At 73.0% G+C, this 22511-nt stretch carries 19 protein-coding genes and 2 pseudogenes; 9 read left to right on the plus strand and 12 right to left on the minus strand.

The features are described from left to right. The first annotated feature begins 8 nt into the window (after positions 1–8). From ACZ5NJ_RS13000 to ACZ5NJ_RS13020, 5 genes are all read left to right on the plus strand, one after another. Positions 9–1262, plus strand: coding sequence for an RNA polymerase sigma factor (locus tag ACZ5NJ_RS13000; RefSeq protein WP_468764890.1), 1254 nt, complete (start codon positions 9–11; stop codon positions 1260–1262). Between the two features lie 206 nt (positions 1263–1468). Then, positions 1469–2668, plus strand: a complete 1200-nt coding sequence (locus ACZ5NJ_RS13005; protein ID WP_468764891.1) for a thiolase family protein — start codon at positions 1469–1471, stop codon at positions 2666–2668. Positions 2669–2897: 229 nt separating this feature from the next. Beyond that, positions 2898–4337: an aldehyde dehydrogenase family protein gene (locus ACZ5NJ_RS13010; RefSeq protein WP_468764892.1), complete on the plus strand. Its 1440-nt coding sequence runs from the start codon at positions 2898–2900 to the stop codon at positions 4335–4337. Positions 4338–4439: 102 nt separating this feature from the next. Continuing rightward, positions 4440–4859 carry a thioredoxin family protein gene (locus ACZ5NJ_RS13015; protein WP_468764893.1) on the plus strand — a complete coding sequence of 140 codons (420 nt, stop codon included), beginning with the start codon at positions 4440–4442 and terminating at the stop codon, positions 4857–4859. A gap of 43 nt (positions 4860–4902) precedes the next feature. After that, complete coding sequence (locus ACZ5NJ_RS13020; RefSeq protein ID WP_468764894.1) at positions 4903–6342, plus strand: dihydrolipoyl dehydrogenase family protein; 1440 nt, start codon at positions 4903–4905, stop codon at positions 6340–6342. Between the two features lie 14 nt (positions 6343–6356). On the opposite strand, the gene ACZ5NJ_RS13025 is transcribed toward ACZ5NJ_RS13020, so the two are convergent. After that, positions 6357–7109: an SDR family NAD(P)-dependent oxidoreductase gene (locus tag ACZ5NJ_RS13025; protein WP_468764895.1), complete on the minus strand. Its 753-nt coding sequence runs from the start codon at positions 7107–7109 to the stop codon at positions 6357–6359. Between the two features lie 163 nt (positions 7110–7272). Beyond that, positions 7273–7932, minus strand: a pseudogene (locus ACZ5NJ_RS13030) (phosphoribosyltransferase); the annotation flags it as partial. 223 nt (positions 7933–8155) lie between these two features. On the opposite strand from ACZ5NJ_RS13030, the gene ACZ5NJ_RS13035 reads away from it, so the two are divergent. After that, the gene (locus tag ACZ5NJ_RS13035; protein WP_468764896.1) at positions 8156–8920 is read left to right on the plus strand and encodes a metallophosphoesterase; all 765 of its coding nucleotides are present in this window, start codon (positions 8156–8158) and stop codon (positions 8918–8920) included. On the opposite strand, the gene ACZ5NJ_RS13040 is transcribed toward ACZ5NJ_RS13035, so the two are convergent. From ACZ5NJ_RS13040 to ACZ5NJ_RS13065, 6 genes are all read right to left on the minus strand, one after another. After that, positions 8893–9144 (minus strand): DUF2087 domain-containing protein, encoded by a 252-nt coding sequence (locus ACZ5NJ_RS13040; RefSeq protein ID WP_468764972.1) that lies wholly within the window; start codon positions 9142–9144, stop codon positions 8893–8895. The genes ACZ5NJ_RS13035 and ACZ5NJ_RS13040 overlap by 28 nt on opposite strands. A 205-nt stretch (positions 9145–9349) precedes the next feature. Continuing rightward, positions 9350–10000: a hypothetical protein gene (locus tag ACZ5NJ_RS13045; protein WP_468764897.1), complete on the minus strand. Its 651-nt coding sequence runs from the start codon at positions 9998–10000 to the stop codon at positions 9350–9352. Then, on the minus strand, positions 9997–10440 hold the full coding sequence (locus tag ACZ5NJ_RS13050) for a DUF6114 domain-containing protein (RefSeq protein WP_468764898.1): 444 nt from the start codon (positions 10438–10440) through the stop codon (positions 9997–9999). Before ACZ5NJ_RS13050 ends, ACZ5NJ_RS13045 begins: the two co-directional genes overlap by 4 nt. Continuing rightward, positions 10431–10988 carry a DUF6230 family protein gene (locus ACZ5NJ_RS13055; RefSeq protein ID WP_468764973.1) on the minus strand — a complete coding sequence of 186 codons (558 nt, stop codon included), beginning with the start codon at positions 10986–10988 and terminating at the stop codon, positions 10431–10433. The genes ACZ5NJ_RS13050 and ACZ5NJ_RS13055 overlap by 10 nt, the downstream gene beginning before the upstream one ends. A gap of 212 nt (positions 10989–11200) precedes the next feature. Beyond that, positions 11201–11959 (minus strand): MerR family transcriptional regulator, encoded by a 759-nt coding sequence (locus ACZ5NJ_RS13060; protein ID WP_468764899.1) that lies wholly within the window; start codon positions 11957–11959, stop codon positions 11201–11203. 63 nt (positions 11960–12022) lie between these two features. Next, positions 12023–13225, minus strand: coding sequence for a methyltransferase (locus ACZ5NJ_RS13065; RefSeq protein ID WP_468764900.1), 1203 nt, complete (start codon positions 13223–13225; stop codon positions 12023–12025). Positions 13226–13328: 103 nt separating this feature from the next. Between ACZ5NJ_RS13065 and ACZ5NJ_RS13070 the strand changes: the two genes are divergently transcribed. The 3 genes from ACZ5NJ_RS13070 to ACZ5NJ_RS13080 all read left to right on the plus strand — a co-directional run bounded on the left by ACZ5NJ_RS13070 (position 13329) and on the right by ACZ5NJ_RS13080 (position 18647). Next, positions 13329–14294, plus strand: coding sequence for a pirin family protein (locus ACZ5NJ_RS13070; protein WP_468764901.1), 966 nt, complete (start codon positions 13329–13331; stop codon positions 14292–14294). 1095 nt (positions 14295–15389) lie between these two features. After that, positions 15390–17660 carry a hypothetical protein gene (locus tag ACZ5NJ_RS13075; RefSeq protein WP_468764902.1) on the plus strand — a complete coding sequence of 757 codons (2271 nt, stop codon included), beginning with the start codon at positions 15390–15392 and terminating at the stop codon, positions 17658–17660. 6 nt (positions 17661–17666) lie between these two features. After that, positions 17667–18647, plus strand: coding sequence for a hypothetical protein (locus tag ACZ5NJ_RS13080; protein WP_468764903.1), 981 nt, complete (start codon positions 17667–17669; stop codon positions 18645–18647). 41 nt (positions 18648–18688) lie between these two features. Here ACZ5NJ_RS13080 and ACZ5NJ_RS13085 read toward each other — a convergent pair whose 3' ends face one another. The 4 genes and pseudogenes from ACZ5NJ_RS13085 to kdpF all read right to left on the minus strand — a co-directional run bounded on the left by ACZ5NJ_RS13085 (position 18689) and on the right by kdpF (position 22314). Beyond that, a complete protein-coding gene (locus ACZ5NJ_RS13085; RefSeq protein ID WP_468764904.1) occupies positions 18689–19249 on the minus strand; it encodes a hypothetical protein in 561 nt (186 codons plus the stop codon). 114 nt (positions 19250–19363) lie between these two features. Further along, positions 19364–19609, minus strand: a complete 246-nt coding sequence (locus ACZ5NJ_RS13090) for a hypothetical protein (RefSeq protein ID WP_468764905.1) — start codon at positions 19607–19609, stop codon at positions 19364–19366. Between the two features lie 42 nt (positions 19610–19651). Further along, a pseudogene (locus ACZ5NJ_RS13095) lies at positions 19652–22228 on the minus strand (sensor histidine kinase). Further along, on the minus strand, positions 22225–22314 hold the full coding sequence (kdpF, locus tag ACZ5NJ_RS13100; RefSeq protein WP_376122898.1) for a K(+)-transporting ATPase subunit F: 90 nt from the start codon (positions 22312–22314) through the stop codon (positions 22225–22227). The pseudogene ACZ5NJ_RS13095 and the gene kdpF overlap by 4 nt, the downstream one beginning before the upstream one ends. Positions 22315–22511: the final 197 nt, after the last annotated feature.

The following is a 22511-nucleotide window of genomic DNA, read 5'->3' on the forward strand; positions in this document are numbered from 1 at the left end:
GGCCCCCGATGACCGCCCCCGCCCCGGGCTCCCGCCCCGCCCCGGACCCTCCGGTCCCGGGCGGGGCCCCGCCCGCCGCCTTCGACGAGGCCCTGCTCAGGGAGCTCACCCCGGGCGTCCTCGGTGTCCTCGTCCGTCGCGGCGCCGACTTCGCGGCCGCCGAGGACGCCGTACAGGACGCCCTCCTCGACGCCCTCCGCGTCTGGCCCGCCGACCCGCCCCGCGACCCGCGGGGGTGGCTGGTGACCGCCGCCTGGCGGCGCTTCCTCGACGCGACCCGCGCCGACGCGGCCCGGCGGCGCCGCGAGGACCTCGCCGACCGCGAGCCGGCGCCGGGCCCCGCGCCCGGCGCCGACGACACCCTCGGCCTCTACTTCCTGTGCGCGCACCCCGCGCTGTCCCCGTCCTCGGCCGTCGCCCTCACCCTGCGGGCCGTCGGCGGCCTCACCACCCGCCAGATCGCCCGCGCCTACCTCGTGCCCGAGGCGACCATGGCGCAGCGGATCAGCCGCGCCAAGCGGACCGTCTCCGGGGTGCGGCTCGACCGGCCGGGCGACGTCGCCACCGTGCTGCGCGTCCTCTACCTCGTCTTCAACGAGGGCTACTCGGGCGACGTCGACCTCGCCGCCGAGGCGATCCGCCTCACCCGCCGGCTCGCCGCCGCCGTCGACCACCCCGAACCGGCCGGACTGCTCGCGCTGATGCTCCTGCACCATGCCAGGCGGGCCGCCCGGACCGCCCCCGACGGCAGCCTGGTCCCGCTCGCCGAGCAGGACCGCGCCCGCTGGGACACGGCGGCCATCGCCGAGGGCATCGGGATCCTGCACGGCGCACTGGCCCGCGACCGGCTCGGCGAGTACCAGGCCCAGGCGGCCATCGCCGCCCTGCACGCCGACGCCCGCACCGCCCGGGAGACCGACTGGCCGCAGATCGTCGAGTGGTACGACGAACTCGTCGCCCTCACCGGCAGCCCCGTCGCCCGGCTCAACCGGGCGGTGGCCGTCGGGGAGGCCGACGGGCCGCGCGCGGGACTCGCCGCGCTGGCCGGGCTCGACCCGGACCTGCCCCGGTACGCGGCCGTCGCCGCCTGGCTGCACGACCGGGCCGGCGACCGGGCCGAAGCCGCCCGGCTCTACGCGGAGGCCGCCCACCGCGCCCCGAACCTGGCCGAGCGCACCCACCTCACCCGCCAGGCGGCCCGCCTCAACGCCGTTCCTCCCGGCCACGACGGCCGCCCGGCCCCGGGGAGCGCCGGCTCTTGACCGCCCGGCCGGCCATGTCGCGGCGGAGGGTGGGCCCGGCCGGCCCCGGCCCCGCCCACCGCCCGGCCGGGGACCCCGTTGACACGCAGTGTCACCCCGGCGGAGACTGCGGGCGCGCCCCACCGGGCGTGCCCGGGGGTGTGGTCCGGTGCCCACATCGGCGCCGCCGCGCCGCCGACCGTACGGAGCCGCCCAGGAGAGCCCCCATGAGCATCCGCACCGTCCGCGACGTCTACGTCGTCGACGCCGTCCGCACCCCCATCGGCAAGTTCGGCGGCGCCCTCGCCGGAGTCCGCCCCGACGACCTCGCGGCCCACGTCGTCCGCGCCCTCGTCGACCGGACCCCCGACCTCGACCCCGCCCGCATCGACGACGTCGTCTTCGGCGACGCCAACGGCGCGGGCGAGGACAACCGCGACGTGGCCCGCATGGCGGTGCTCCTCGCCGGGCTGCCCGTCACCGTCCCCGGCGCCACCGTCAACCGCCTCTGCGGCTCCGGCCTCGAAGCCGTGATCCAGGCCGCCCGCGCCATCGCCGTCGGCGACGCCTCCGTCGCCATCGCCGGCGGCGTCGAGTCGATGACCCGCGCCCCCTGGGTGGTGCAGAAGCCCGAGCGCGCGCACCCCGCCGGGCACCAGCAGATGTGGTCGACCACCCTCGGCTGGCGGATGACCAACCCCCGGATGCCCGCGGAGTGGACCGGCTCCCTCGGCGAGGGCGCCGAGCTCATCGCCGAGAAGCACGGCATCACCCGCGAGGCCCAGGACGCCTTCGCCCTCGACAGCCACCGCAAGGCCGCCGCGGCCTGGACCGCCGGCCTCTACGCCGACGAGGTCGTCCCGTACCCCGGCGTGGAGCTGCTCCGCGACGAGTGCATCCGCGAGGGCTCCACCCCCGAGGCCCTCGCCCGCCTCAAGCCGGCCTTCCGGACGGACGGTTCGGGCACCGTCACGGCCGGCAACGCCTCCCCCCTCAACGACGGCGCCGCGGCCCTCCTGCTCACCGACGAGGCGGGCCTGGCCGCCACCGGCCGCGAGCCGCTCGCGCGCATCAGCGCCTCCGCCGTCACCGGCATCGAGCCCCAGTTCTTCGGCCTGGGCCCGGTGGACGCCGTCCGGCGGGCGCTCGCCAAGGCGGGCCGCGACCTCTCCGACCTGGCCGCCTTCGAGCTCAACGAGGCCTTCGCCGCGCAGGCGCTGGGCTGCCTGGCGGCCTGGCCCGAGCTGGACCCGGCCGTGGTCAACCCGCGCGGCGGCGCCATCGCCATCGGGCACCCGCTGGGCGCCTCCGGAGCGCGTCTGGCGGGCTCGGTCGCCCACCAGCTGGCGGCGGCGGGCTCGGGCACCGGGATGGCGGCGCTGTGCATCGGCGTCGGACAGGGCATCGCCCTGGTCCTGGAACGCTGACCACCGGCCCGGGGCGGCAGCCTGCCGGCCGCCGCGGCAGCCACCCGCCCCGGCACCCCCGGCGGCGATCGTTTCCGGACAGCCTCCGGTCCCAACTGCCCAATAACTGAACAGAATCCGGAGACCGGGGTCTGGCACGATGGCGCCTGCCACCAGCCGGTGCCGCCGCCACCGCCACCGCACCGGCAGGCCCCACGCCACCCCGCCCACCCTCCGGAGGCCCCGCGCCATGCCGCTGCTCGACCCGACACTCTGGCAGGACGGACCCACCCTCACCGGCGGTACGGCCCCCGTCGTCGAACCCGCGACCGGGCGTACCCTCGCCACCCTCGACCTCGCCGCCCCCGCCGACGTCGCGGAGGCCGCCGTACGCGCCCGGGCCGCGCAGCACGACTGGGCGCGGGCCACCCACACCGAGCGGGCGGCCGTGCTGCGCCGGGCCGGTGACCTGTTCGCGGCGCACGCCGACGAGCTGCGGGACTGGCTGGTCCGGGAGTCGGGATCCATCCCGGGCAAGGCGGACTTCGAACTGCACGTCGCCGCCCAGGAGTGCTACGAGGCCGCCGCGCTGGCCTCGCGCCCGGCCGGACAGGTGCTGCCCAGCGAGGCGCCCCGGCTCTCCTACACCCGCCGCGTCCCGGCCGGGGTGGTCGGGGTGGTGGCCCCGTTCAACGCCCCGCTGATCCTCTCCATCCGCTCCGTCGCCCCCGCCCTCGCCCTCGGCAACGCGGTCCTGCTCAAGCCGGACCGCCGCACCGCCGTCTGCGGGGGCCTCGCCCTCGCCGCCGTGTTCGCCGCCGCCGGCCTCCCGGCCGGGCTGCTGCACGTCCTGCCGGGAGACGCCGGGACCGGCGCCGCGGTGGTGGCCGACCCGCGCGTACGGGTCGTCTCCTTCACCGGGTCCACCGCCGCCGGCCGGGTCGTCGGGGAGCTGGCGGGTCGTCACCTCAAGCGGGCGCACCTGGAGTTGGGCGGGAACTCGGCGCTCGTCGTGCTCGCCGACGCCGACGTCGAGGCGGCCGTCGCGCAGGCCTCCTGGGGCTCCTTCTTCCACCAGGGCCAGATCTGCATGACCGCCGGACGCCACCTCGTCCACGCCTCGCTCTACGACGAGTACGTGGAACGGCTCGCCGCCCGCGCCGAGGCGCTCACCGTCGGCGACCCGTACCGCGAGCCGGTCCACCTGGGCCCGCTGCTCGACGGGACCCAGCTGGAGCGGGTCCGCGGCCTGGTCGGGGAAAGCGTCGAACGGGGCGCCAAACTCGTCGCCGGGGGCACCCACGAGGGCCTGTTCCACCGGCCGACCGTGCTGGCGGGCGTCTCCGACGACACCCCCGCCTACACGGAGGAGGTCTTCGGGCCGGTGGCGCCCGTACGCTCCTTCACCACCGAGGCCGAGGCCGTCGAGCTGGCCGCGGCCGGCCCGTACGGGCTGTCCCTGGGCATCGTCACCCGTGACGCGGCCCACGGCCTGGAGCTGGCCGAGCGGATACCGACCGGGATCGCCCACGTCAACGACCAGACCGTGAACGACGAGGCGGTGGCCCCCTTCGGCGGAGTGGGCGTCTCCGGTACGGGCGCCCGGTTCGGCGGCGAGGCCAACCTCGACGCCTTCACCGAACTGCGCTGGACCACCGTCCGCAGAACCCCGCCGGGTCACCCGTTCTAGGGCCCGGGAGCCCGCGGCGGAATGCCGCGGGCCGGCCGTTCGTTCCACGAGGACACACAGCGAAGCGGCGATCAGGACGCAGCGACCAGGAGGTCAGGAACCGTGGCTACAGTCGAGCTCACCAAGGAGAACTTCGACCGGACGGTCAGCGAGAACCCGTTCGTGCTGATCGACTTCTGGGCGGGCTGGTGCCGCCCCTGCCTCCAGTTCGCCCCCGTCTACGAGAAGGCCTCCGAGGCCCACCCCGACCTGGTGTTCGCCAAGGTGGACACCGAGGCCCAGCAGGAGCTGGCGGCGGCCTTCCAGATCACCTCGATCCCCACGCTGATGATCGTCCGGGACCAGGTGGCCATCTTCGCGCAGCCCGGCGCCCTGCCCGAGGCCGCGCTGACCGACCTGATCGGCCAGGCCCGCGCGCTCGACATGGACGAGGTCCGCGAGAAGATCGCCGCGCAGGCCGCGCAGCGGCAGGCGGGCCCCGGGGAAGCGCAGGAGGGGGCGCCCGGCACGCCGGAGGGCTGAGATTGCCGGACGCGGCCCCCGTCCCCCGGGGACACTGGACGGCATGACCGAACCGGTGGAGTACGACGTCGTGGTGCTCGGCGGGGGCCCGGCAGGCGAGAACATCGTCGACCGGACCCGTGCCGCGGGGCTGAGCACGGCCCTGGTGGAGAGCGAACTCGTCGGCGGGGAGTGCTCGTACTGGGCCTGCGTCCCCAGCAAGGCCCTGCTGCGCCCGGCACTGGCCCGCGCCGACGCCCGCCGGGTGCCGGGCCTGGCCCATGCCGTCTCCGGGCCGCTCGACGCCGAGGCGGTGTTCGCGCACCGCGACTACTGGACGGGCGACTGGAAGGACGCGGGCCAGGCCGACTGGCTCGAATCCACCGGCGCCCACCTCTACCGGGGCCACGGCCGGCTCTACGGCATCCGCAAGGTGGCCGTGACCAGCCCCGAGGGCGTGCACCACGTCCTCTCCGCCCGGCACGCCGTCGTCGTCGCCACCGGCACGCGGGCCGTCGTCCCGGACCTGCCCGGGCTGCACGGCGCCGGCGCGTGGACCAGCCGCGAGGCCACCTCCGCCCGGCACGTCCCCGGCCGGCTGCTGATCGTCGGCGGCTCCGTCGTGGCCTGCGAGATGGCCACCGCCTGGCAGGCCCTCGGCTCGCAGGTCACCGTCCTGGTCCGCGGCTCCGGGCTGCTGCCCAGGATGGAGCCCTTCGCCGGGGAACTCGTCGCCGAAGCCCTCACCGCCGCCGGCGCGGTCGTCCGTACCGGGGTGGCCGTCGAGGCCGTCGTACGGGACGGTCCGACGGGCCCCGTCACCGTGGTCCTGGAGGGCGGCGAGCTGCTGGAGGGCGACGAACTGCTGATGGCCACCGGCCGCGCCCCGCGCACCGAGGACATCGGGCTCGACACCGTCGGGCTGACCCCCGGCGACTGGATCGGCGTGGACGAGAGCTGCCGGGTCGAGGGCCACGACTGGCTCTACGCCGTCGGGGACGTCAACCACCGGGCGCTCCTGACCCACCAGGGCAAGTACCAGGCCCGGATCGCCGGAGCCGCCATCGCCGCCCGCGCGGGCCGGGGTACCGGCGCCCCGGCCCCGGAGGGCGGCCGCTGGGGCGCGTACGCCGCCACCGCCGACACCGAGGCCGTGCCGCAGGCCGTCTTCACCGACCCGGAGGCCGCGGCGGTCGGCCTGACCCTGGCGGAGGCCGAGCGTTCCGGGCGCCGCGTGCGCGCCGTCGACCACGACCTGGGCAAGGTCTCCGGCGCGGGCCTGTACGCCGACGGCTACCGGGGCCGGGCCCGGATGGTCGTCGACCTCGACCGGGAGGTCCTCCTCGGCGCCACCTTCGTCGGACCGGGCGCCGCCGAGCTGCTGCACGCGGCGACGATCGCCGTCGTCGGGGAGGTGCCGATCGACCGGCTGTGGCACGCGGTGCCGGCCTTCCCGACCATCAGCGAGGTCTGGCTGCGGCTGCTGGAGGCCTACCGGGGCTGAGCCGCGCCGGGGCGTCAGGTACGCAGGTAGGACGCCCCGTTGACGTCCAGGACCGCGCCCGAGCTCCACCTGGCCGCGGGCGAGGCCAGGTACAGCACGGCCGAGGCGATCTCCTCCGGCTCGGCGACCCGGCCGAAGGGGCTCTGGGCGCGGATCCCCTCGCCCTCCGCGCCCCGGAGCCGGCCGGAGACCCGCTCGGTGGCGACGAAGCCCGGGGCCACCGAAGCCACCGTGATGCCGTGGGGCGCCAGGGAGACGGCCAGGGACTGGCCGAGGGCGTGCAGGGCCGCCTTGGTGGCCCCGTACGCGGGATGGTCGGGCTCGCCGCGGAACGCGCCGCGCGAGCCGACGTTGACGATGTGCCCCGGCCGGCCCTCGTCGATCATGCGGCGGGCCACGCAGTAGCTGACGTCGGCCGCGCCGAACAGGTTCACCGCCGCCGTGCGCCGCCAGGCGTCCTGCCAGTCCGCGTACGAGGTGTCCGGCAGCGGGTGCGCGATCATCGCGGCGGCGTTGTTCACCAGGACGTCCACCCCGCCCAGCGCCGCGGCGGCCTCGGCGACCAGCCCCTCGACGCGGGCCGGGTCGCCGAGGTCACCGGTGACGAGGGCGTGGCCCTCGCCCTCCAGGGCGGCCAGGGTCTCGCGGGCCTCGTCGTGCGGCGCGGAGGCGTGGACGGCGACCCGGTCGCCCTGGCGGGCGAACGCGGCGGCGACGGCCCGCCCGATGCCCCGGGAGGCGCCGGTGACCAGCACTCCCCGGCTCATACCGCGCCCTGCCGGGCCGTGGGGATCGCGTACGGGGGCATCGGGACTCCTCGGATGTCCGGCTCCGGGCCGCTCGACGACCCGCTGACACCCCCATCCGATCATGAACCCCCGCCCCGCTCACCCGAATTCCGCGGCCCGTCCAGCGGGCGGGTCAGGATGCGGGCGGTGAGTCGTGCGTCGGGCGGGCCAGGGTGGTGACGACCTCCTCGTCCGGCGTCTGGGAGAAGTCCCGGTACCACTCGCCGACGGCGCGGAACGCGGGCGGGACCGAGAGGCAGACCACCTCGTCCGCCGCCCCGCGCAGCGCGGCGAGCGCCTCCGGCGGGGCCACCGGCGCGGCCAGGACGACCCGTACCGCGCCCGACGCCCGGGCGATCGCGCAGGCGGCCGCGGCCGTGGAGCCGGTCGCGATGCCGTCGTCCACGACGATCACCGTCCGGCCGCCGATCGGCACCCGCGCCCGGCCCTCCCGGTAGCGCAGGGCCCGCCGTGCCAGCTCCGCCTCCTCGGCCCGCTCGACGGCGTCGAGGTCGGCCCGGGAGGCGCGGCTCCGGCGCACGATCTCCTCGTTGACGATCCGCACCCCGCCCTCGCCGATGGCCCCGAAACCCAGCTCCCGGTGGCCGGGGACGCCGAGTTTGCGGACCACGATCACGTCGAGCGGGGCCCCCAGCGCCCGCGCCACCTCGTACGCCACGGGCACCCCGCCCCGGGGCAGTCCCAGCACCACCGGGTCCGCGTCCGCCAGGTGCCGCAGGGCGTCCGCCAGCGCGCGCCCCGCGTCCGCGCGGTCGGTGAAGAACCGGCCCGTGGAGGACATCACCGCTCACCCCCGTCCCGGGAACCCCCTTCGAACGAACCCCATCCGGGCCGCTCCCGCAACCCGGGGCGCCCGCTCCCGGCCGCGGGCGCTCCCCGCAGGGGGCCCGCCCGCCCCTCCCGCGCGGTCGGATAGGTTGAACGGGCCGTCCCCGCCCGGCCGGTGACCGGCCGTCACCCCGCCGCCGGGCGGTCCCGTACCCGCGATGGAGGAGCCACCGTCCGTGATCGTGATAGCGCAGCTCAGTGACGTCCACTTCGACGGCGGCCCCCGCGCCGCCGAGCGCACCCGCGCGGTGCTGGAGTACCTGGACGCCCTCCCGTACGACCTGGACGCGGTCCTGGTCAGCGGGGACATCGCCGACGACGGGACCCCGGCGGAGTACGAGCAGGCCCGCAAGCACCTCGTCTCGCGGCACCCGATGGTCGTCTGCCCCGGCAACCACGACGAGCGCACCGCCTTCCGGCGAGTCCTGCTGGGCGAGGAGGAGCCCTCGGCGCGCCCCGTCGACCAGGTGCTGCGCGGGGACGGCTTCGTCCTGGCCGTCTGTGACTCCTCCGTGCCCGGCGAGCACCACGGCCACCTGGAGGACTCCACCCTGGAGTGGCTCGACGGGATCCTCACCGGCACCCCGCACGAGGTCCCGGTCCTGGTGGCCTTCCACCACCCGCCGGTCCCGCTGCACACCCCGTACGTGGACGACATCCGGCTGTTCGGCGAGGAGCGGCTGGCGGCGCTCGCCGCACGCCACCCCCACCTGCGGGCCTTCCTGTGCGGCCACGCCCACACGGCGGCGGTGACCACCTTCGCCGGCCGGCCGCTGCTCGTGGCGCCCGGGGTGGTGTCCACCCTCCGGCTTCCCTGGGAGGCGCCGTCGGGCCCCGACGAGCACGTGTACCTCGACGAGCCGCCGGCCCTCGCCTTCCACGTGCTGGGGGAGGACGGGCGGCTGACGACCCACTACCGGGTGGTCACGGACCGCCGGTAGCTGCTGCCGTCCCGGGTGCGCGTCAGGTGCCCCGAGGTGATCAGGTAGCGCCGCAGCGCCGAGCAGTCCTCGTGCACGGTCCGCAGCGCGGCGTTCACCTCCGGCTCCGCGTACTCCCGGTCCGGGGCGAAGAGGGTCTCGGTGAGGTGCGCCAGCAGCTGCTCGCGCCGGGCCGCCTTGCGCGGGATGGCGACGAGGCGGCCGCCGGAGAACAGGTCGGACACCCCGCGCGGGGCGCGGAGCGCCGGTTCCTCGGCCGCGGCGCCGTGCTCGTCGGTGCCGTGCCGGTCGGTGCCGTGCTGATCGGTGCCGTGCTGCTCGTTGATCTGTGACATGCCCCGAGCTTCGCCCCGGCCGGCCGGCCCGGGCAACGCAATATCCGCCGCCGTCCCCGCGTACCGGGGGCGGCGGCGGACGGTGCGGCCGCCGTCAGGGCGCGACGGTGATCTGCTGGGCGGGGTCGGTGGTGTCGGAGACCAGGTAGACCGCGTTGAAGGCGGACGAGGTCGCGCTGGTCGGGCAGCCGAAGCCGCCGGTCACCGTCACCGGGACGGACGCGCCCGAGAAGGTCAGGCTGGACGGGGCGCCGTTGGCCCACGTGCCCGGCACGCTCGCCGGACCGCCGGGGGCGGCGGTGACCGTACAGGTGGCCAGGCCCGAGGTGTGCACGACCAGACCGCCGGTGGGCACGGTCATGGTGGCCGTGATGGGGGAGCCGTTCTGCATGGACACCGACCAGGCACCGCTCGTGGTCACGGTCGGGGTCACGCCCGGCATGCTCGACGTGCAGGAGCTGTAGGTCGGCGGGGTGATCGGCGAGGACACCGGCCCGGCCGCGTTGTGGTTGCCGGGGGCGGCCGGCACCGAACCGGTGGAGACGGAGACCGAGCAGGTCACCGTGACCGAACCGGCCTTGAGGGTGGCCTTCCCGCTGAGGGCCGCCTTGAAGGCGTGCCCGGCGGGGGTGACGGTCGTCGACCCGGCCAGCGGTAACGGGGCGGCGTCGGCGGTGGCGGAGGCCACCGTCAGGGCGGCCGCGGCCGCCAGGCCGACGGCGAACGCGGTACGCGTACGGCTCATGGCTGTGCTCCTTGGGGATCGGGGTGCGGAGTGGGGGAGGGGGAGGTCCCGGCGGGGGAGGGCCGGGCGGGGGCGGCGGAGCCCCCGGCGCGCGGGGCGGCGTACGGCTGCCAGGCGAACATCAGCCCGCCGCCGAGGATGCCGAGCAGGGTGCCGATCAGGAACCCGCCGAGGTTCGACAGGACCAGCGCGGCGGTCGCGATCAGGGTGGTGAGCACCCCGGCCAGGGCGCGCTGGCGGGGCGAGAGCCAGGCGGTGAGACCGAGGACGATCATGATGATGCCCATCAGGACGGACGGGATCCCCGCGATGCCCTGCTGGAGCATGATCTTCAACGGGGCCAGCGGAAGGACGCAGATCCACGCCCCGGCCAGGACGGCGAAGAGCCCGCCCCAGAAGGGCCTGCCGCGCCGCCACCGCCGCCAGCGGCTCAGAAGCATTCCTTCTTGCCCTTGCTGATGTCCATGCTCAGCCCGGAGAGCTTGAAGGTGCCGGCGTTGGTGGCCCACGCCGTCTGCCGGAGGTTGCTGATGCTGACCTTGTCCGCCTGCTGGGCGAACAGGTCCTGCATGCCCTGCGCCTCGGCCGGCCCCTTGTCCAGCGTGGAGGCGTCGCGCCCGATCTCGATGTTCGTGAACTCGGCGTCGCCCGCGAGCTGAGTGGCGTCCACGAACAGGTTGGAGGCCTCGACCGGGGTCTTCTTGCCGGCGGTGAGGTTCAGGGAGATGTCCCCGATCACCGGGAGGGTGGTGACCACCGACTGGCAGAGGCTGTGCAGCTTGGCCTCCTTGATGGCGGTGACGGCCACCGGGATCAGCTCCTGGCGGGCGTTGACGTCGACGCTGCCGTACTGGGCGAAGCCCTCGCCCTCCAGGCTGGTCGCCGACACCTTGAACTGCTGCCCCGACACCGCGAAGGAGGCGGCGAGCGCGCCCTGCGCGAGGGCGATGCCGAGCCCGGCGGTCACCGCCACGGCGGGCACGGTCAGCAGCGCGAACCGGCGCCAGCGGACCCTGCCCTCCCCTCTGCTCGCGGAGTCGGAGTCGGGGTCGTCCCCGGAATCGAATTCTGGTAAGTACGGTGAATCTGCCATGAGATCGTCCCTTATCTCGGCTGTGCACCTTTGTTACCGACGAGTTGAATGTAAGAGTGCCAATGGTGGTTGGCAAGGTTGTGCGAGCGCACCCTTTAGGCCGACTCCTACTGCTCCGTACGCAGCAGTTCGGCGACCTCCGCCTCCACCCGCCGCCCCATCGCCCGGGCGAACTCCGAGGCCACCACCTCGCCCGCCACCGGCCGCAGCGCCGCCACCGCCTCCCGGACGTGATCCAGCTGGGTGGCCGAAAGCGTCCCCAGCCCCTCCGGGCCGATCACATGCCTCCGGAACAGTCCGACGAACCGGTCCGCCAGCGCCGCCGCCTGCTCCTGTACGAACTCCCCGGCGTCCAGGATCTCCCCGAGCGGCATCCCCTGCCGCACCAGGGCCACCGTCGCCTCCAGCAACTGCCGGCTCGGATACGTGACCCGGTCCCCGTCGACCCGTACGTAACCCAGCTCGGCCGCCCGCCGGGTGTGCGCGGCCGTCGCCCCCGGGCCGAACAGCTCGCGCAGCTCGGCCCGGGTCATCGTCACCGGCTCCTCGCGCACCCAGTCCCGGGTCATCTCCCGCTCCAGGCCCAGGAGTTGGGAGATCCCGCCGCCCTGCTCCCAGGCTTCCAGCAGCTCGCCGATCCCGTTGACCGTGTAGCCCCGCCCCAGCAGGTCGCTGATCAGCCGCAGCCGGGTCAGGTGGTCGTCGGAGTACCAGGCGATCCGGCCCTCCCGGAGCGGCGGCGGCAGCAGCCCGCGCTCCTGGTAGTAGCGCAGGTTGCGCACCCTGACCCCGGCCGCCCGGGCCACCTCCTCCCGGCGCCAGCGCCGCCGCCCGTCCCCGCCGTTCGTCCCCGCCCCAGTGCTCACGCGGCCGAGTGTAGGACCTACCGGCGGGTGTACCGGCAGGTCACATGGGGCGCCCGTGCCCCGTCACCGGGTGCGCGGCCGCTCCTCGCGCTTGACGGCCCGCAGCACCACGAACCGCGGCTCGCTCGCGGCCACTTCGCAGTTGCCGAAGAGCCGGCGCAGATGGGTGTGGTAGCCCATGTGACGGTTGGCGACCACCCACAGCTCCCCGCCCGGTCGCAGCGCCTTGCGCGACTGCGCGAACATGCGCAGCGCCGTCGCGTCCGTGGTCGCCTGGTGCGAATGGAAGGGCGGGTTGTTGAGGATCAGGTCCACCGAGGACGGCGGCAGCATCGCCACCCCGTCGCCGACGAGGAACTCCGCCGTCCGCCGGCCGGGCCGGACGTTCGCCTCGTAGGTGGCCCGCGCGGAGGCGACGGCCTGGTACGACTCGTCCGTGAACACGACCTCGGCGTCCGGGTCGGCGACCTGGACCGCCGTGCCGACGACACCGTTGCCGCAGCCCAGGTCCACGACCCGGGCGCCGTCGGTGTTGGTGGGGATGGACTGGAGGAAGAAGCGCGTGCCGACGTCCAGCCGGTCGGCGCAGAAGATCCCGGCGTGGTTGACCACGGTCAGCCCGGCGCCCGAGCCCCCGTCCTGGTCCACCGTGTACGTCAGCGGCCAGGACGATTCCCCGGCCGAGGCCAGCAGCGCCGGGTCCGGGGTGGTGAAGATCAGCCGGGCCTTCTTCTCCGCGAGGGAGGTGCGCGTCGGCCCGATGATCTTCTCGAAGAGGTCCAGCGTGGAGGTGTGGATCTCCTTGACCATGCCGGAGCCGACGACGACCGTGCCCTCGTGCAGGTGCGGGGCCAGCCGCCGCAGCTGGTCCTCCAGCAGTGCCAGGCTCTTGGGTACCCGGACGAGCAGCACGTCGATCCGCGCGGGCGGCGCGTCCCGCGTGGTCAGCAGGGTCACCGTGGACTTGGCGGTGCCGATGCCGGCCCGGTCCAGGTTGGCCTCGGTGGCCGCCCGGGTCAGCGCGGAGTCGGTGATCTGGGCCGGGTGGTACGCGGCCAGGGCCGTCGTCAGCGCGCCCCAGCGGTCGCCGACGACCGTGATCTGCCCGGCGCCGGCCAGGTCCACCGGGCCGCGCTCGCCGGTACCGGCGTCGAGGTGGCGCAGCAGGTACTCGTCGGCGGCGTCCCAGGCGCGGAGCCGGTCGCGCGGGTCGAGGGGGAAGCGGGTGAGTTCGTAGGAGCCGAAAGGCGTGGTCAGGCGGTTCATATCGGACCCAGGCTAGCCGAGGCGGCCGCCGGGCCCCGCACGCCGCGTCCTTCCGCCGAAAGGAACGGGGGCAACCGCACCCGGCGGGGCTACCTTGTCCCGTATGAGCAATCTCGATCGCCAGCCCGCCCTCTCCTCCTGCGGCGGCCGCGGTTTCGTCGTGGCCGAACCGGTACGGGAGCTCCTCAGCCCGCGCACGGTCAGGCTCGGGGAATCCACCGAGGTCCGCCGCCTCCTGCCGAACCTGGGCCGCCGCATGGTGGGCGCCTGGTGCTTCGTCGACCACTACGGCCCCGACGACATCGCCGACGAGCCCGGCATGCAGGTCGCCCCCCACCCGCACGCCGGCCTCCAGACCGTGAGCTGGCTGCACCAGGGCGAGGTCCTGCACCGCGACAGCGTCGGGAGCCTCGCCACGATCCGCCCGCGCGAGCTGGGCCTGATGACCTCCGGCCGGGGCATCAGCCACTCCGAGGAGAGCCCGCGCCCCCACGCCCGCTTCCTGCACGGCGCCCAGCTGTGGGTGGCCCTGCCCGACGCCCACCGCGACGTCGAGCCGCACTTCCAGCACCACGCGGACCTCCCGCAGGTCACGGCCCCCGGCCTGAACGCCACGGTCATCCTCGGCACCCTGGACACCGCGACCTCCCCGGGCACCGCGTACACCCCCATCGTCGGCGCCGACCTCGCCCTCGCGGCCGGCACCGAGACCCGCCTCCCCCTTGACCCGGACTTCGAGTACGCGGTCCTCTCCATGTCCGGCGAGGCCCACGCCGACGACGTCCCCCTCCTCCCGGGCTCGATGCTCTACCTGGGCTGCGGCCGCACGGAGCTCCCCCTGCGCGCGTCCTCGGACGCGGCACTGATGCTCCTGGGCGGCGAGCCGTTCGAGGAGGAGATCGTCATGTTCTGGAACTGGATCGGCCGCTCCCACGAGGAGATCGCCCAGGCCCGCGAGGACTGGATGGCCGGCACCCGCTTCGGCGAGGTCAAGGGCTACGACGGCCCTCCGATCCCCGCCCCGGAGCTGCCTCCAACCCACCTGAAAGCGCGGAGCAGGGTGCGTTGACCTGCTATTTCATGCGGACCCGGGCCGGGTGCAGTGTTCGCACCCGGCCCTCCGCTTCGCTTCCGCAGGAGGGTCGGCCGGCTGTGGCGCGACGGCCCGTCGGAGCCGTCGGTCGAGTCTCACGTGTTGCAGGCTGTAATCGACTTTGGTCAGACGAATGCTGACCTTTTGCTGACTTGACTGACGAGTAGTTAGAGCTGGCCTCGGGCTCGCGCCGGGTTGCCCTGCCCGGAAAGGGCGGCTGCTGCGCTTGTCTCGTCAGCTCCGACGGCCTTGTCGGTGTAGACGACGAGGCGTTCGATCCGTCGCCGGAGTGGGCGCGTGCGCATGTGGTGGACCTTGTGGGCAAGTGACAACAGCCTCGCTGCTTCCGTCCCGCCTGCCAGCCACTGGCGAGAGACCGTGCGGCTGCCGGGGTTACGGCTCCAAGGCCGATCGGCGGCGGACTCCACGGGGGGATGCTCTCCGGGTGCCTGAACGGCCCGGCCTGTTGGCAATACGGAGCGTGCCCGCCCCACCCAGTGAGACGACGGTGGCCGGATTTACGGGATCTTGATGCCTTGCTTACGGATCACATTCGATTGTCATGCCTATGCTCGATGAGGGGAATCCAATGGGGAGGTCGGGTATGTCGGGGGAATTCGACCAGCAGTGGGGACAGGCGCGTGCAGCCGCGGGAGCCCGGCAGGTGGAGATGCGCTTGAACGGGGCACCGTCCGGGCCGTTATCCCCTGGTGGGTCGGGAACCTTCGGCTCCACGCCGGGGGAGAAGACGGCCGCGGCGAACGCGATCGAGACCGAGCTGCAGCCGAACATCAAGGCGGCCACGGAGCACTCGGACGAGGCGACGAACACCGCGGTGAAGGGTTTCGAGGGCTGGGACACAGCCCCGGGGCTGAAGAAGGTGGCCGACACCTGGGACAAGCAGGTCAAGGTTCTGATGGGTCGCCTCAGCTCCGAGAAGAGCGCTACGGGGCGCCTCCGGCCTCTTCGTGCGCAACGACCTCGGCCTGGGCGACCAGTTCCGGCCGATCACTTCCCCGTCGAAGCTCAACGGGCTGTAGGGGGCGGCGGGTGCTGACGTACTACGAAGTGATGACGACGGATCTGAGCCTGCTGACGACGGCGGCCGGCAAGTGGGACTCCATGGCAGGAGAGTTGAAGAAGGTCGAGGAGCGATACGGCGAGAGCGTCCAGAAGATCACCATGGGGCAGAGCTGGACGGGTATCAGTGTCGGAGTGGCCCATACGAGCTTCGCAGCCACCCGCTACGAGTACTCCGCCGCGCAGATCCAGGCCAAGGCCGTCGCAGGCCTGCTACGCGACGCGCACAGCCAGTTCACCGAGCTCAAGAAGCGGGTCGAGAGCGCGCGGGACGATGCGATCAAGGCCGACATGACCGTCTCGGAGCAAGGGGTCGTTGCCTACGACTACGCGAAGCTCACCCCGCAGGAACGCAGCGCGATCCACCACGACCCGGATGGTGCGACCACCATCCGTGCGGCCGTCGTCAAGTGGCAGCAGCACATCGACGACTGCGTGAAGGCCGTCTCGGAGGCCGACCAAGGCGTGAAGATCGCGCTTGAAGCCGTGGTCGTCGACAGCAACAAGGACGCCTTCGGCAAGGGTGCCGACGAGACCCTCGACGGCTTCAACGCCGGAGCGCAAGGCGACATCGAGGTCTACGAGGCCCGCAACGCCGAGGACATCGCCACCCGTATCAACAGCGGCGGGAAGGTCTCGGAAGCCGACTACGCGGAGCTGAGCCGTTCCTTCCGTGACAACTCCTCACGGCCGGAGTTCACCCAGACCTTCCTGAACGGGATGGGCGTGGAGAACACGCTCAGGTTCACCAACAAGCTGAACGACCACGCGTACGGCGACGACAAGGGCAACAAGCAGCACTACCTGGACCTGCAGAAGGGCCTGGCCAACTCGCTGTCGAACGCGATGCAGGACCCGAAGTCCGACTTCTACAAGAACTTCCGCACGCAGCTGAACAAGGCCGGGCTGGAGAGGTACGACCTCAAGCAGATCGGCGACTCGCCCAACGCCATCAGCCGCGACCACGGCCAGAAGGTCCGCGGCTACCAGAGCCTGGTCACCCTCATGCAGAACGGCGATGGCTACTCCGCCCCATTCCTGCACGACCTGGCCGCGGACATCCGCAAGGCCGAGGACAAGAAGCAGGGCGGCGAACCCGACATCCGGGACCTCAACGGAGACTTCAGCGGCAGCAACAAGGGCTGGTTCGCCAACGACCCCCTCGACGGCGTACTCGGCATCATGTCGAAGAACCCGGACGCCTCCACCTCCTACTTCGACCCCGGCCCCGACGGCAAGAACGACAACCTCCAGTACCTGCTGAAGGACCGGGACTGGAAGTTCGATGACACCCCCGTCTGGCAGGGCAACTTCGAGACCAACCGTGACCTCGAGTCCGAGGGCAAGGACGCCCGCACCGGTCTCGGCCTGGCACTGGAAGCCTCCACCACGGGCAAGGAACCGGGCGTGGCCGCGGCGGACTACGGCCACCACTCCGAGGCGGAGGCGCGGGTCATGCAGCGGACCATCTCCATCCTGGACGCCGACGGCAAGGGCGACACGATCGCCGACAACCTCAAGGCCCCCCTGGGTCGAGCCCTGGTCGACTACACCGCCGACACCCACTCCATCCTCAGCGGCACCTCGCCCGGCAGCCCCATCGGCCAGGACGGTATCACCGCCCGCGGGGACGACTCCAGCATCACCAGCGGCAAGCACAGCCTGCTGCGCGTCATGCGCGGTGTCGCCGACGGCGGGGTCGGAACAGGCTCCGCCGGACAGCCGATCACCGCCTACGACGTGATGTACGAATCGGAGCGCCGCTACTCCGCCGAATACCTCAGCCACGCCAAGCCCGCCGAACCGGGCGAGGCCGGCAACGTCGTCGGCGACTGGGACAACCGGGCGCGCCATGTCGGCGAGGTCTTCGGGTCGATGAACGCCATCGGCTCCGACATCACCCTCGACGACCGCGACACGAAGATCGGCACCATGAACGACGCCGCCCGGTATGGCTACCACGGCTTCGGCGGACTCATCACCCAGTTCCCGATCATCGGCGACCCGGCGCAACGCCTCATCGACGCCGCCACCTATGAATGGTCCAAGGACGTCGCGGCCGAGCACGAGGCAATGGCACTCAAGAAGGAGAGCGCCGACGCCGCGGCCGGTGTCGGCGCGACGAACTCGCTGATCGATTCCTTCGCGAGCGGGCAGGGAGCCAACGGATCCGTGGCTCACGAACACGCCAGGGGTGAGGCCAAGCAGAGTTACATCACCGGCCGGGAGGACGCCTACTCCGCCCTCCGCACGAGGAAGTAGAGCACCGTGACCACGCCCCCGCAGCGGGCAGCCGGGTTCCCGCGCAAGACGCTCGCAGCCGCCGTCACGATCGTGGCCGTACTGGGCGGACTGCACCTGTGGCTGAACACGAATTCGTTCGGCGAATCCTCCCTCTGCGGGGGCGCGGTGACGGCCCAGGACGCCGAGGCCGTACTCACCGGCGTGGGCAGGATCTCCGACCGTCCGGGCGCGAGCAGTGACTCGGACGACGGGAAGACCCGGTTCGACTGCGTCATCGAGCGAAACGCCGTCGCGCTGCCGGGTTCCGAGGTCCAGCGCTTGCACATCCAAGGAACCACCGAGCGCGGCGACTTCGCCTTCACCGGCGGCCGGTGGCCCGACGCCTCGACCGTGGCGTTCTTCCCCGGCGGCGGCGCCGCACCCGGCCGCGCCTGGGTCCAGCTCCCGGCGGCCTGTTCGGACAGCCAGGCGAGCCTGGTCGAGGCATACGCCCCCGAGACCGCGGACCCGGCGAAGCTGGTCGGGCTCCTAACCGGCACCGCGAACCGCATCAGCGGCCGAGCCGGCTGCGCCCCGCCCGCGCCACTGGCCGCCCCGGACCGAATCGACCCACCCGCCCCGCAGCGCCTGGCCACGGCGGGCAGCGTGTGCGGCCTGCTCGGCTTCGAGATCCCGGCCGTCCTGAGGGAAACCGTCCAGGACAGCGGCGCCACCTGGAGCTGCGGAACGGCGACCGCCGAGGGCGCGAAGCAGGCCTACGCCACCTTCTCCGTGACTCAGGACCCCGCCGTCATCTCGGGAATCCGCAAGTCGAAGGGGTTTACGGCGCAGGGGTTCGACGCCACCCACACCGTCGACGACTGCTCCGGAAAGCCCACGTACTTCGCCATGGAAACCGGCCTCCGCTACACCGAATCCCTCGGAGCCGGCGCACCCGCCCCACGAGATTTGTTCACCGCGTTCGTCAAGGCGGCCGAGTCCAAATTCGGGTGTGCCAAGTCGTAGTGGCCCGTCATTGGCCTTCAACTGGAGGCGGGCGTAGGGGGTCACTCCAGGCCGGAGACCCTGAATACCGTTCGGGCCGTCTCGCGGTCGATGCGCTGCGCAAGCTGTTGCAGGGCGGTCACGCCGGAGAGCAGGGTGCCCTGCCGGATCGATGCGCGCGCGTCCGTATCGAGGAGGTGCCACATCGCCGGATTGCGGACCAGGACGGTCGGGTCGATCTCGATGCGGCTTCCCTCCGTGTCGCGAAGGACGATCCGCTGGGCCACTCCGTCGGACCCGCGGACCGAGACGAGGCAGTCGGTGCGGACCGTGTCCGCCGTGAGCAGTCCGCGGGAGCTCAGCAGGCCAGGACGTACGGAGACCCGAGACGGGTGCAAGATTACGAAGAGCAGGCTGGCGAGGGCGGTCCACAGGGCGCCACGCGTCGGATCGAGAGTTCCGAAACCGGCGTCCACGACGAGCAGGGCGGCGAAGAGGAGGAACGCGACGCCGATCGCAGAGCGCAGCTCACCAGCCCAGTGGACGTCGTGTGCGAGGGGGCCGGGATGTGCCGCCGCGGCGGCGTGTGCGCCGGTCGCGGCAGGTGTGAAACGTCGTTCCATGAGAGCGACGTTAGGGCTGGCAGAGGCTCTGGAGCCGGACTCTGACGCACCGCTGATGTGATGGCTACGCCATCTTGGTGAGAGTCCCCTCTTCCAAGCGGAAGCCCGTCGGCCTCAAGGGCCCGGTCGGGTGAGTGACGGCGACGGCCGGGAGTCGTCGTACGGCGGCGGGCTCCATGGTGCGGGGGTGGGCGAGGGATTGAAGGGTCCTGCCCGGTTCGCCATGAGGATCAGCATCGTCCCGACGAAGAGCAGGGTGATGACGATGAGGGCGCGTCCGACGGGGTTGTGGGGGTTGTAGGAGTAGCGGTTCGTACCCCACTTGTTCCGTCTGAAGACCGGTTCGTCGTCGTACCGCACAGGCAGTCTCCTTCAAGTCACAGGGGGAGGAGGATAGTCCGGTCAGGGCCGTCCTGGGGCCGCATCAGCGGCCGCAGGCAGCGACAGGACCATGGTCAGACCGCCGCCAGGGGTGTCCTCCGCCGTGAGCGTGCCGTCCATGGCCTCGGTGAGCCCACGGGCCAGGGCGAGGCCGAGACCGAGACCGGCGCTGTTGTTGCGGTCGCCGAGGCGCTGGAACGGTTCGAAGGCCCGCTCGCGGTCGTCGGCGGCGATCCCGGGGCCCCGGTCGGCGATCCTGATTTCGACCCGGCCGGCCAGGGCGCTCGCCGTCACCAGCACGGGAAGGTCCCCGGGGGCGTGGCGGACCGCGTTGCCGACCAGGTTCGCCAGAACCCGTTCGAGCAGAGGCGGGTCGGCTTGGAGAGCCGGGACCGTCTCCAGGTTCTGTGCGTCGATGCCGGGCCCGTCCGCGGACAGCGGTTCCAGGGAGTCCAGGGCGGCCGGCAGGACTTCCTCAAGGGTGGTGGCCCGCAGTTCGAGGGTGAGGGCGCCGGCTTGCAGGCGGCTGAGATCGAGAAGGTTCTCCACCAGTCGGTTCAGCCGGTTCAGGGACAGCTCGGCGGATTCGAGCAGCTCTGCCCGGTCCTCCTCGGAGAAGTCGACGTCAGGGGTGCGCAATGAGGTGATCGCGGCCAGGGCCCCTGCCAACGGGGTGCGCAGGTCGTGGCTGACGGCGCGCAGCAGGGCGGTGCGCAGGTGGTCGGCGGCCTTGATGGGTTCGACTTCGGCGGCGGCCTCGGCCAGCCGGGCCCGTTCGACAGCGGCGCCGACGTGCGCGGCGAAGGCGGCCAGCACGCGGCGCTCGGAGGAGGGCAGCGTGCGGCCTCGCAGGACGAGGAAGGCCCCGGACCCGGCCGCGACAACGAGGGCGGGGTCCGAACCCGCGCGGACGCGGCGCCCGCTCTCGGTGCCGGAACTCGCGTCCGGGGCCTCCGGCGCCAGGTCGACGGTGTCCATGCCGAAGGTCTCCCGGGTGCGTTCCAGCAGCGCCGGTATCGTCTGGTCGCCGCGGACGATGCTTCCCGCGAGGGAGGACATCGTCTCCGCCTCGGCTGTGGCTCGGGCGGCGCGGCGGGAGAGCCGTAGGGACCGTCCGCTGCGGCGGCCACGGTGGCGGCGACGACGGCGAAGACCACCAGAGCCAGCACGCTGTCCGGGTCGCTCATGGTGAACTCGCCTATGGGCGGCATGAACCAGTAGTTGAGGAGTAACGCGGCGGTCAGCGCCGCGACCAGGGCGGAGGCCACTCCGCCGATGCAGGCCACTCCGACGACTGCCACCAGGAAGAGAAGTGCTTCGCTGGTGAGGTTCAGCGTGCCGCGCATCCGGTCGAGGGCGAGGGTGAGCAGTACCGGGAGCACCACCCCGGCCACGGGGCCGGCGATGAGCCGGGAGGTGGGGAGCGTGCGGCGGCGGGACGGCAGCAGTCGGCCGTGTCCCGCCCACTCGTGTGTGACCATGTGGACGTCGATGTCATCGGAGAGCGCCACACGGTCTCGCCGATGCCTCTGCCGGTGAGGAAACGTTCCAGTCTCCGGCGGCGGCTCGTACCCAGAACGAGCTGCGTGGCGTTCTCCGCCATCGCAAAGTCCACCAGGGCCGTGGGTACTTCGTCGCCGACAACGGAGTGGTAGCTGCCTCCCAGGTCCTCGACGAGGGCCCGCTGCGCGGCGAGTGCCGCGTGCGAGACCCCGGCGGCGAGTCCGTCACTGCGTGCGATGTGCAGGGCGAGCAGCTCGCCGCCGGCGGACCTGCCGGCGATGCGGGCGGCGCGGCGGATCAGGGTCTCGCCCTCGGGGCCGCCCGTGAGCGCCACCACCACCCGCTCCCGGGTCTCCCAGACGTCCCCGATGCCGTGCTCGACGCGGTATTTGTGGAGGGCCTCGTCCACCCGCCCGGCCAGCCACAGGAGCGCCAGTTCGCGCAGCGCGATGAGGTTACCGGGGCGGAAGTAATTGGCGAGGGAGGCGTCGATCCGTTCCGGGGGATAGATGTTGCCGTGGGCCATCCGGCGTCGAAGTCCCTCGGGGGGTATGTCGACCAGCTCGATCTCGTCGGCACGGCGTACGAACTCATCGGGGACCGTTTCGCGCTGCGGCACCCCGGTGATCTTCTCGACGACGTCGCTCAGCGATTCCAGGTGCTGGATGTTGAGGGTGGTGACGACGTCGATCCCGGCGGCGAGGATGTCCTCGACGTCCTGCCAGCGCTTCGGGTGCCGGCCTTCGCCCGGGACGTTGGTGTGGGCGAGTTCATCGATCAGCACCACCTGCGGCCGTCTGGCCAGAAGCGCTTCGCGGTCCAGCTCCGCGTACCGGCCCCCACCGTAGTCGTGGCCGGCCAGGGGAGCGTCTCCAGGCCATCGAGCTTCGCCTCGGTGTGCCTGCGCCGGTGACACTCCACGAAACCGGCCACGACGTCCGCGCCGCGGGCCACCCTGCGGTGCGCCTCGTCGAGCATCCGGTACGTCTTGCCGACACCGGGAGCCGCGCCCAGAATGACCTTGAGCCTTCCGGGCCGGAGGTCCGGCCGCGCCCCGGCGGCCGGGGCGGCCTCGTGGACGGTCGTCACGCTCAGAACTTCTCGGGGAAGAACAACGCCAGGACCAGATACCCGACCAGGCTGACCGCGACGACGATGCCTACGACATTCTCCGTGCTCACCCGTACACCGACTCCTCCGTGCGTCCTCGACCTCACCAGCGAACAACAACGAAACACCGAACGAAACGGCCCATACGGCTTCCTGACGCGGGTCGGCCGGGACTTTGACGGCGTATTGACGGCCGCTCCATCGATAGGGTGAAGGTGGTGTGCCGGGAAGCCTGGTCGGCGTCGTGTGACCGCATGGTCCGCGTCGA

It is taken from the genome of Streptomyces sp. NPDC032091 (assembly GCF_055580265.1).

Excerpts from the sequence above, each read along its gene's own strand:
- ACZ5NJ_RS13000 (WP_468764890.1), top strand. The coding sequence starts at position 9 with ATGACCGCCCCCGCCCCGGGCTCCCGCCCCGCCCCGGACCCTCCGGTC.
- ACZ5NJ_RS13005 (WP_468764891.1), top strand. The coding sequence starts at position 1,469 with ATGAGCATCCGCACCGTCCGCGACGTCTACGTCGTCGACGCCGTCCGC.
- ACZ5NJ_RS13010 (WP_468764892.1), top strand. The coding sequence starts at position 2,898 with ATGCCGCTGCTCGACCCGACACTCTGGCAGGACGGACCCACCCTCACC.
- ACZ5NJ_RS13020 (WP_468764894.1), top strand. The coding sequence starts at position 4,903 with ATGACCGAACCGGTGGAGTACGACGTCGTGGTGCTCGGCGGGGGCCCG.
- ACZ5NJ_RS13025 (WP_468764895.1), bottom strand. The coding sequence starts at position 7,109 with ATGAGCCGGGGAGTGCTGGTCACCGGCGCCTCCCGGGGCATCGGGCGG.
- ACZ5NJ_RS13045 (WP_468764897.1), bottom strand. The coding sequence starts at position 10,000 with ATGAGCCGTACGCGTACCGCGTTCGCCGTCGGCCTGGCGGCCGCGGCC.
- ACZ5NJ_RS13050 (WP_468764898.1), bottom strand. The coding sequence starts at position 10,440 with ATGCTTCTGAGCCGCTGGCGGCGGTGGCGGCGCGGCAGGCCCTTCTGG.
- ACZ5NJ_RS13065 (WP_468764900.1), bottom strand. The coding sequence starts at position 13,225 with ATGAACCGCCTGACCACGCCTTTCGGCTCCTACGAACTCACCCGCTTC.
- ACZ5NJ_RS13070 (WP_468764901.1), top strand. The coding sequence starts at position 13,329 with ATGAGCAATCTCGATCGCCAGCCCGCCCTCTCCTCCTGCGGCGGCCGC.
- ACZ5NJ_RS13075 (WP_468764902.1), top strand. The coding sequence starts at position 15,390 with ATGACGACGGATCTGAGCCTGCTGACGACGGCGGCCGGCAAGTGGGAC.
- ACZ5NJ_RS13085 (WP_468764904.1), bottom strand. The coding sequence starts at position 19,249 with ATGGAACGACGTTTCACACCTGCCGCGACCGGCGCACACGCCGCCGCG.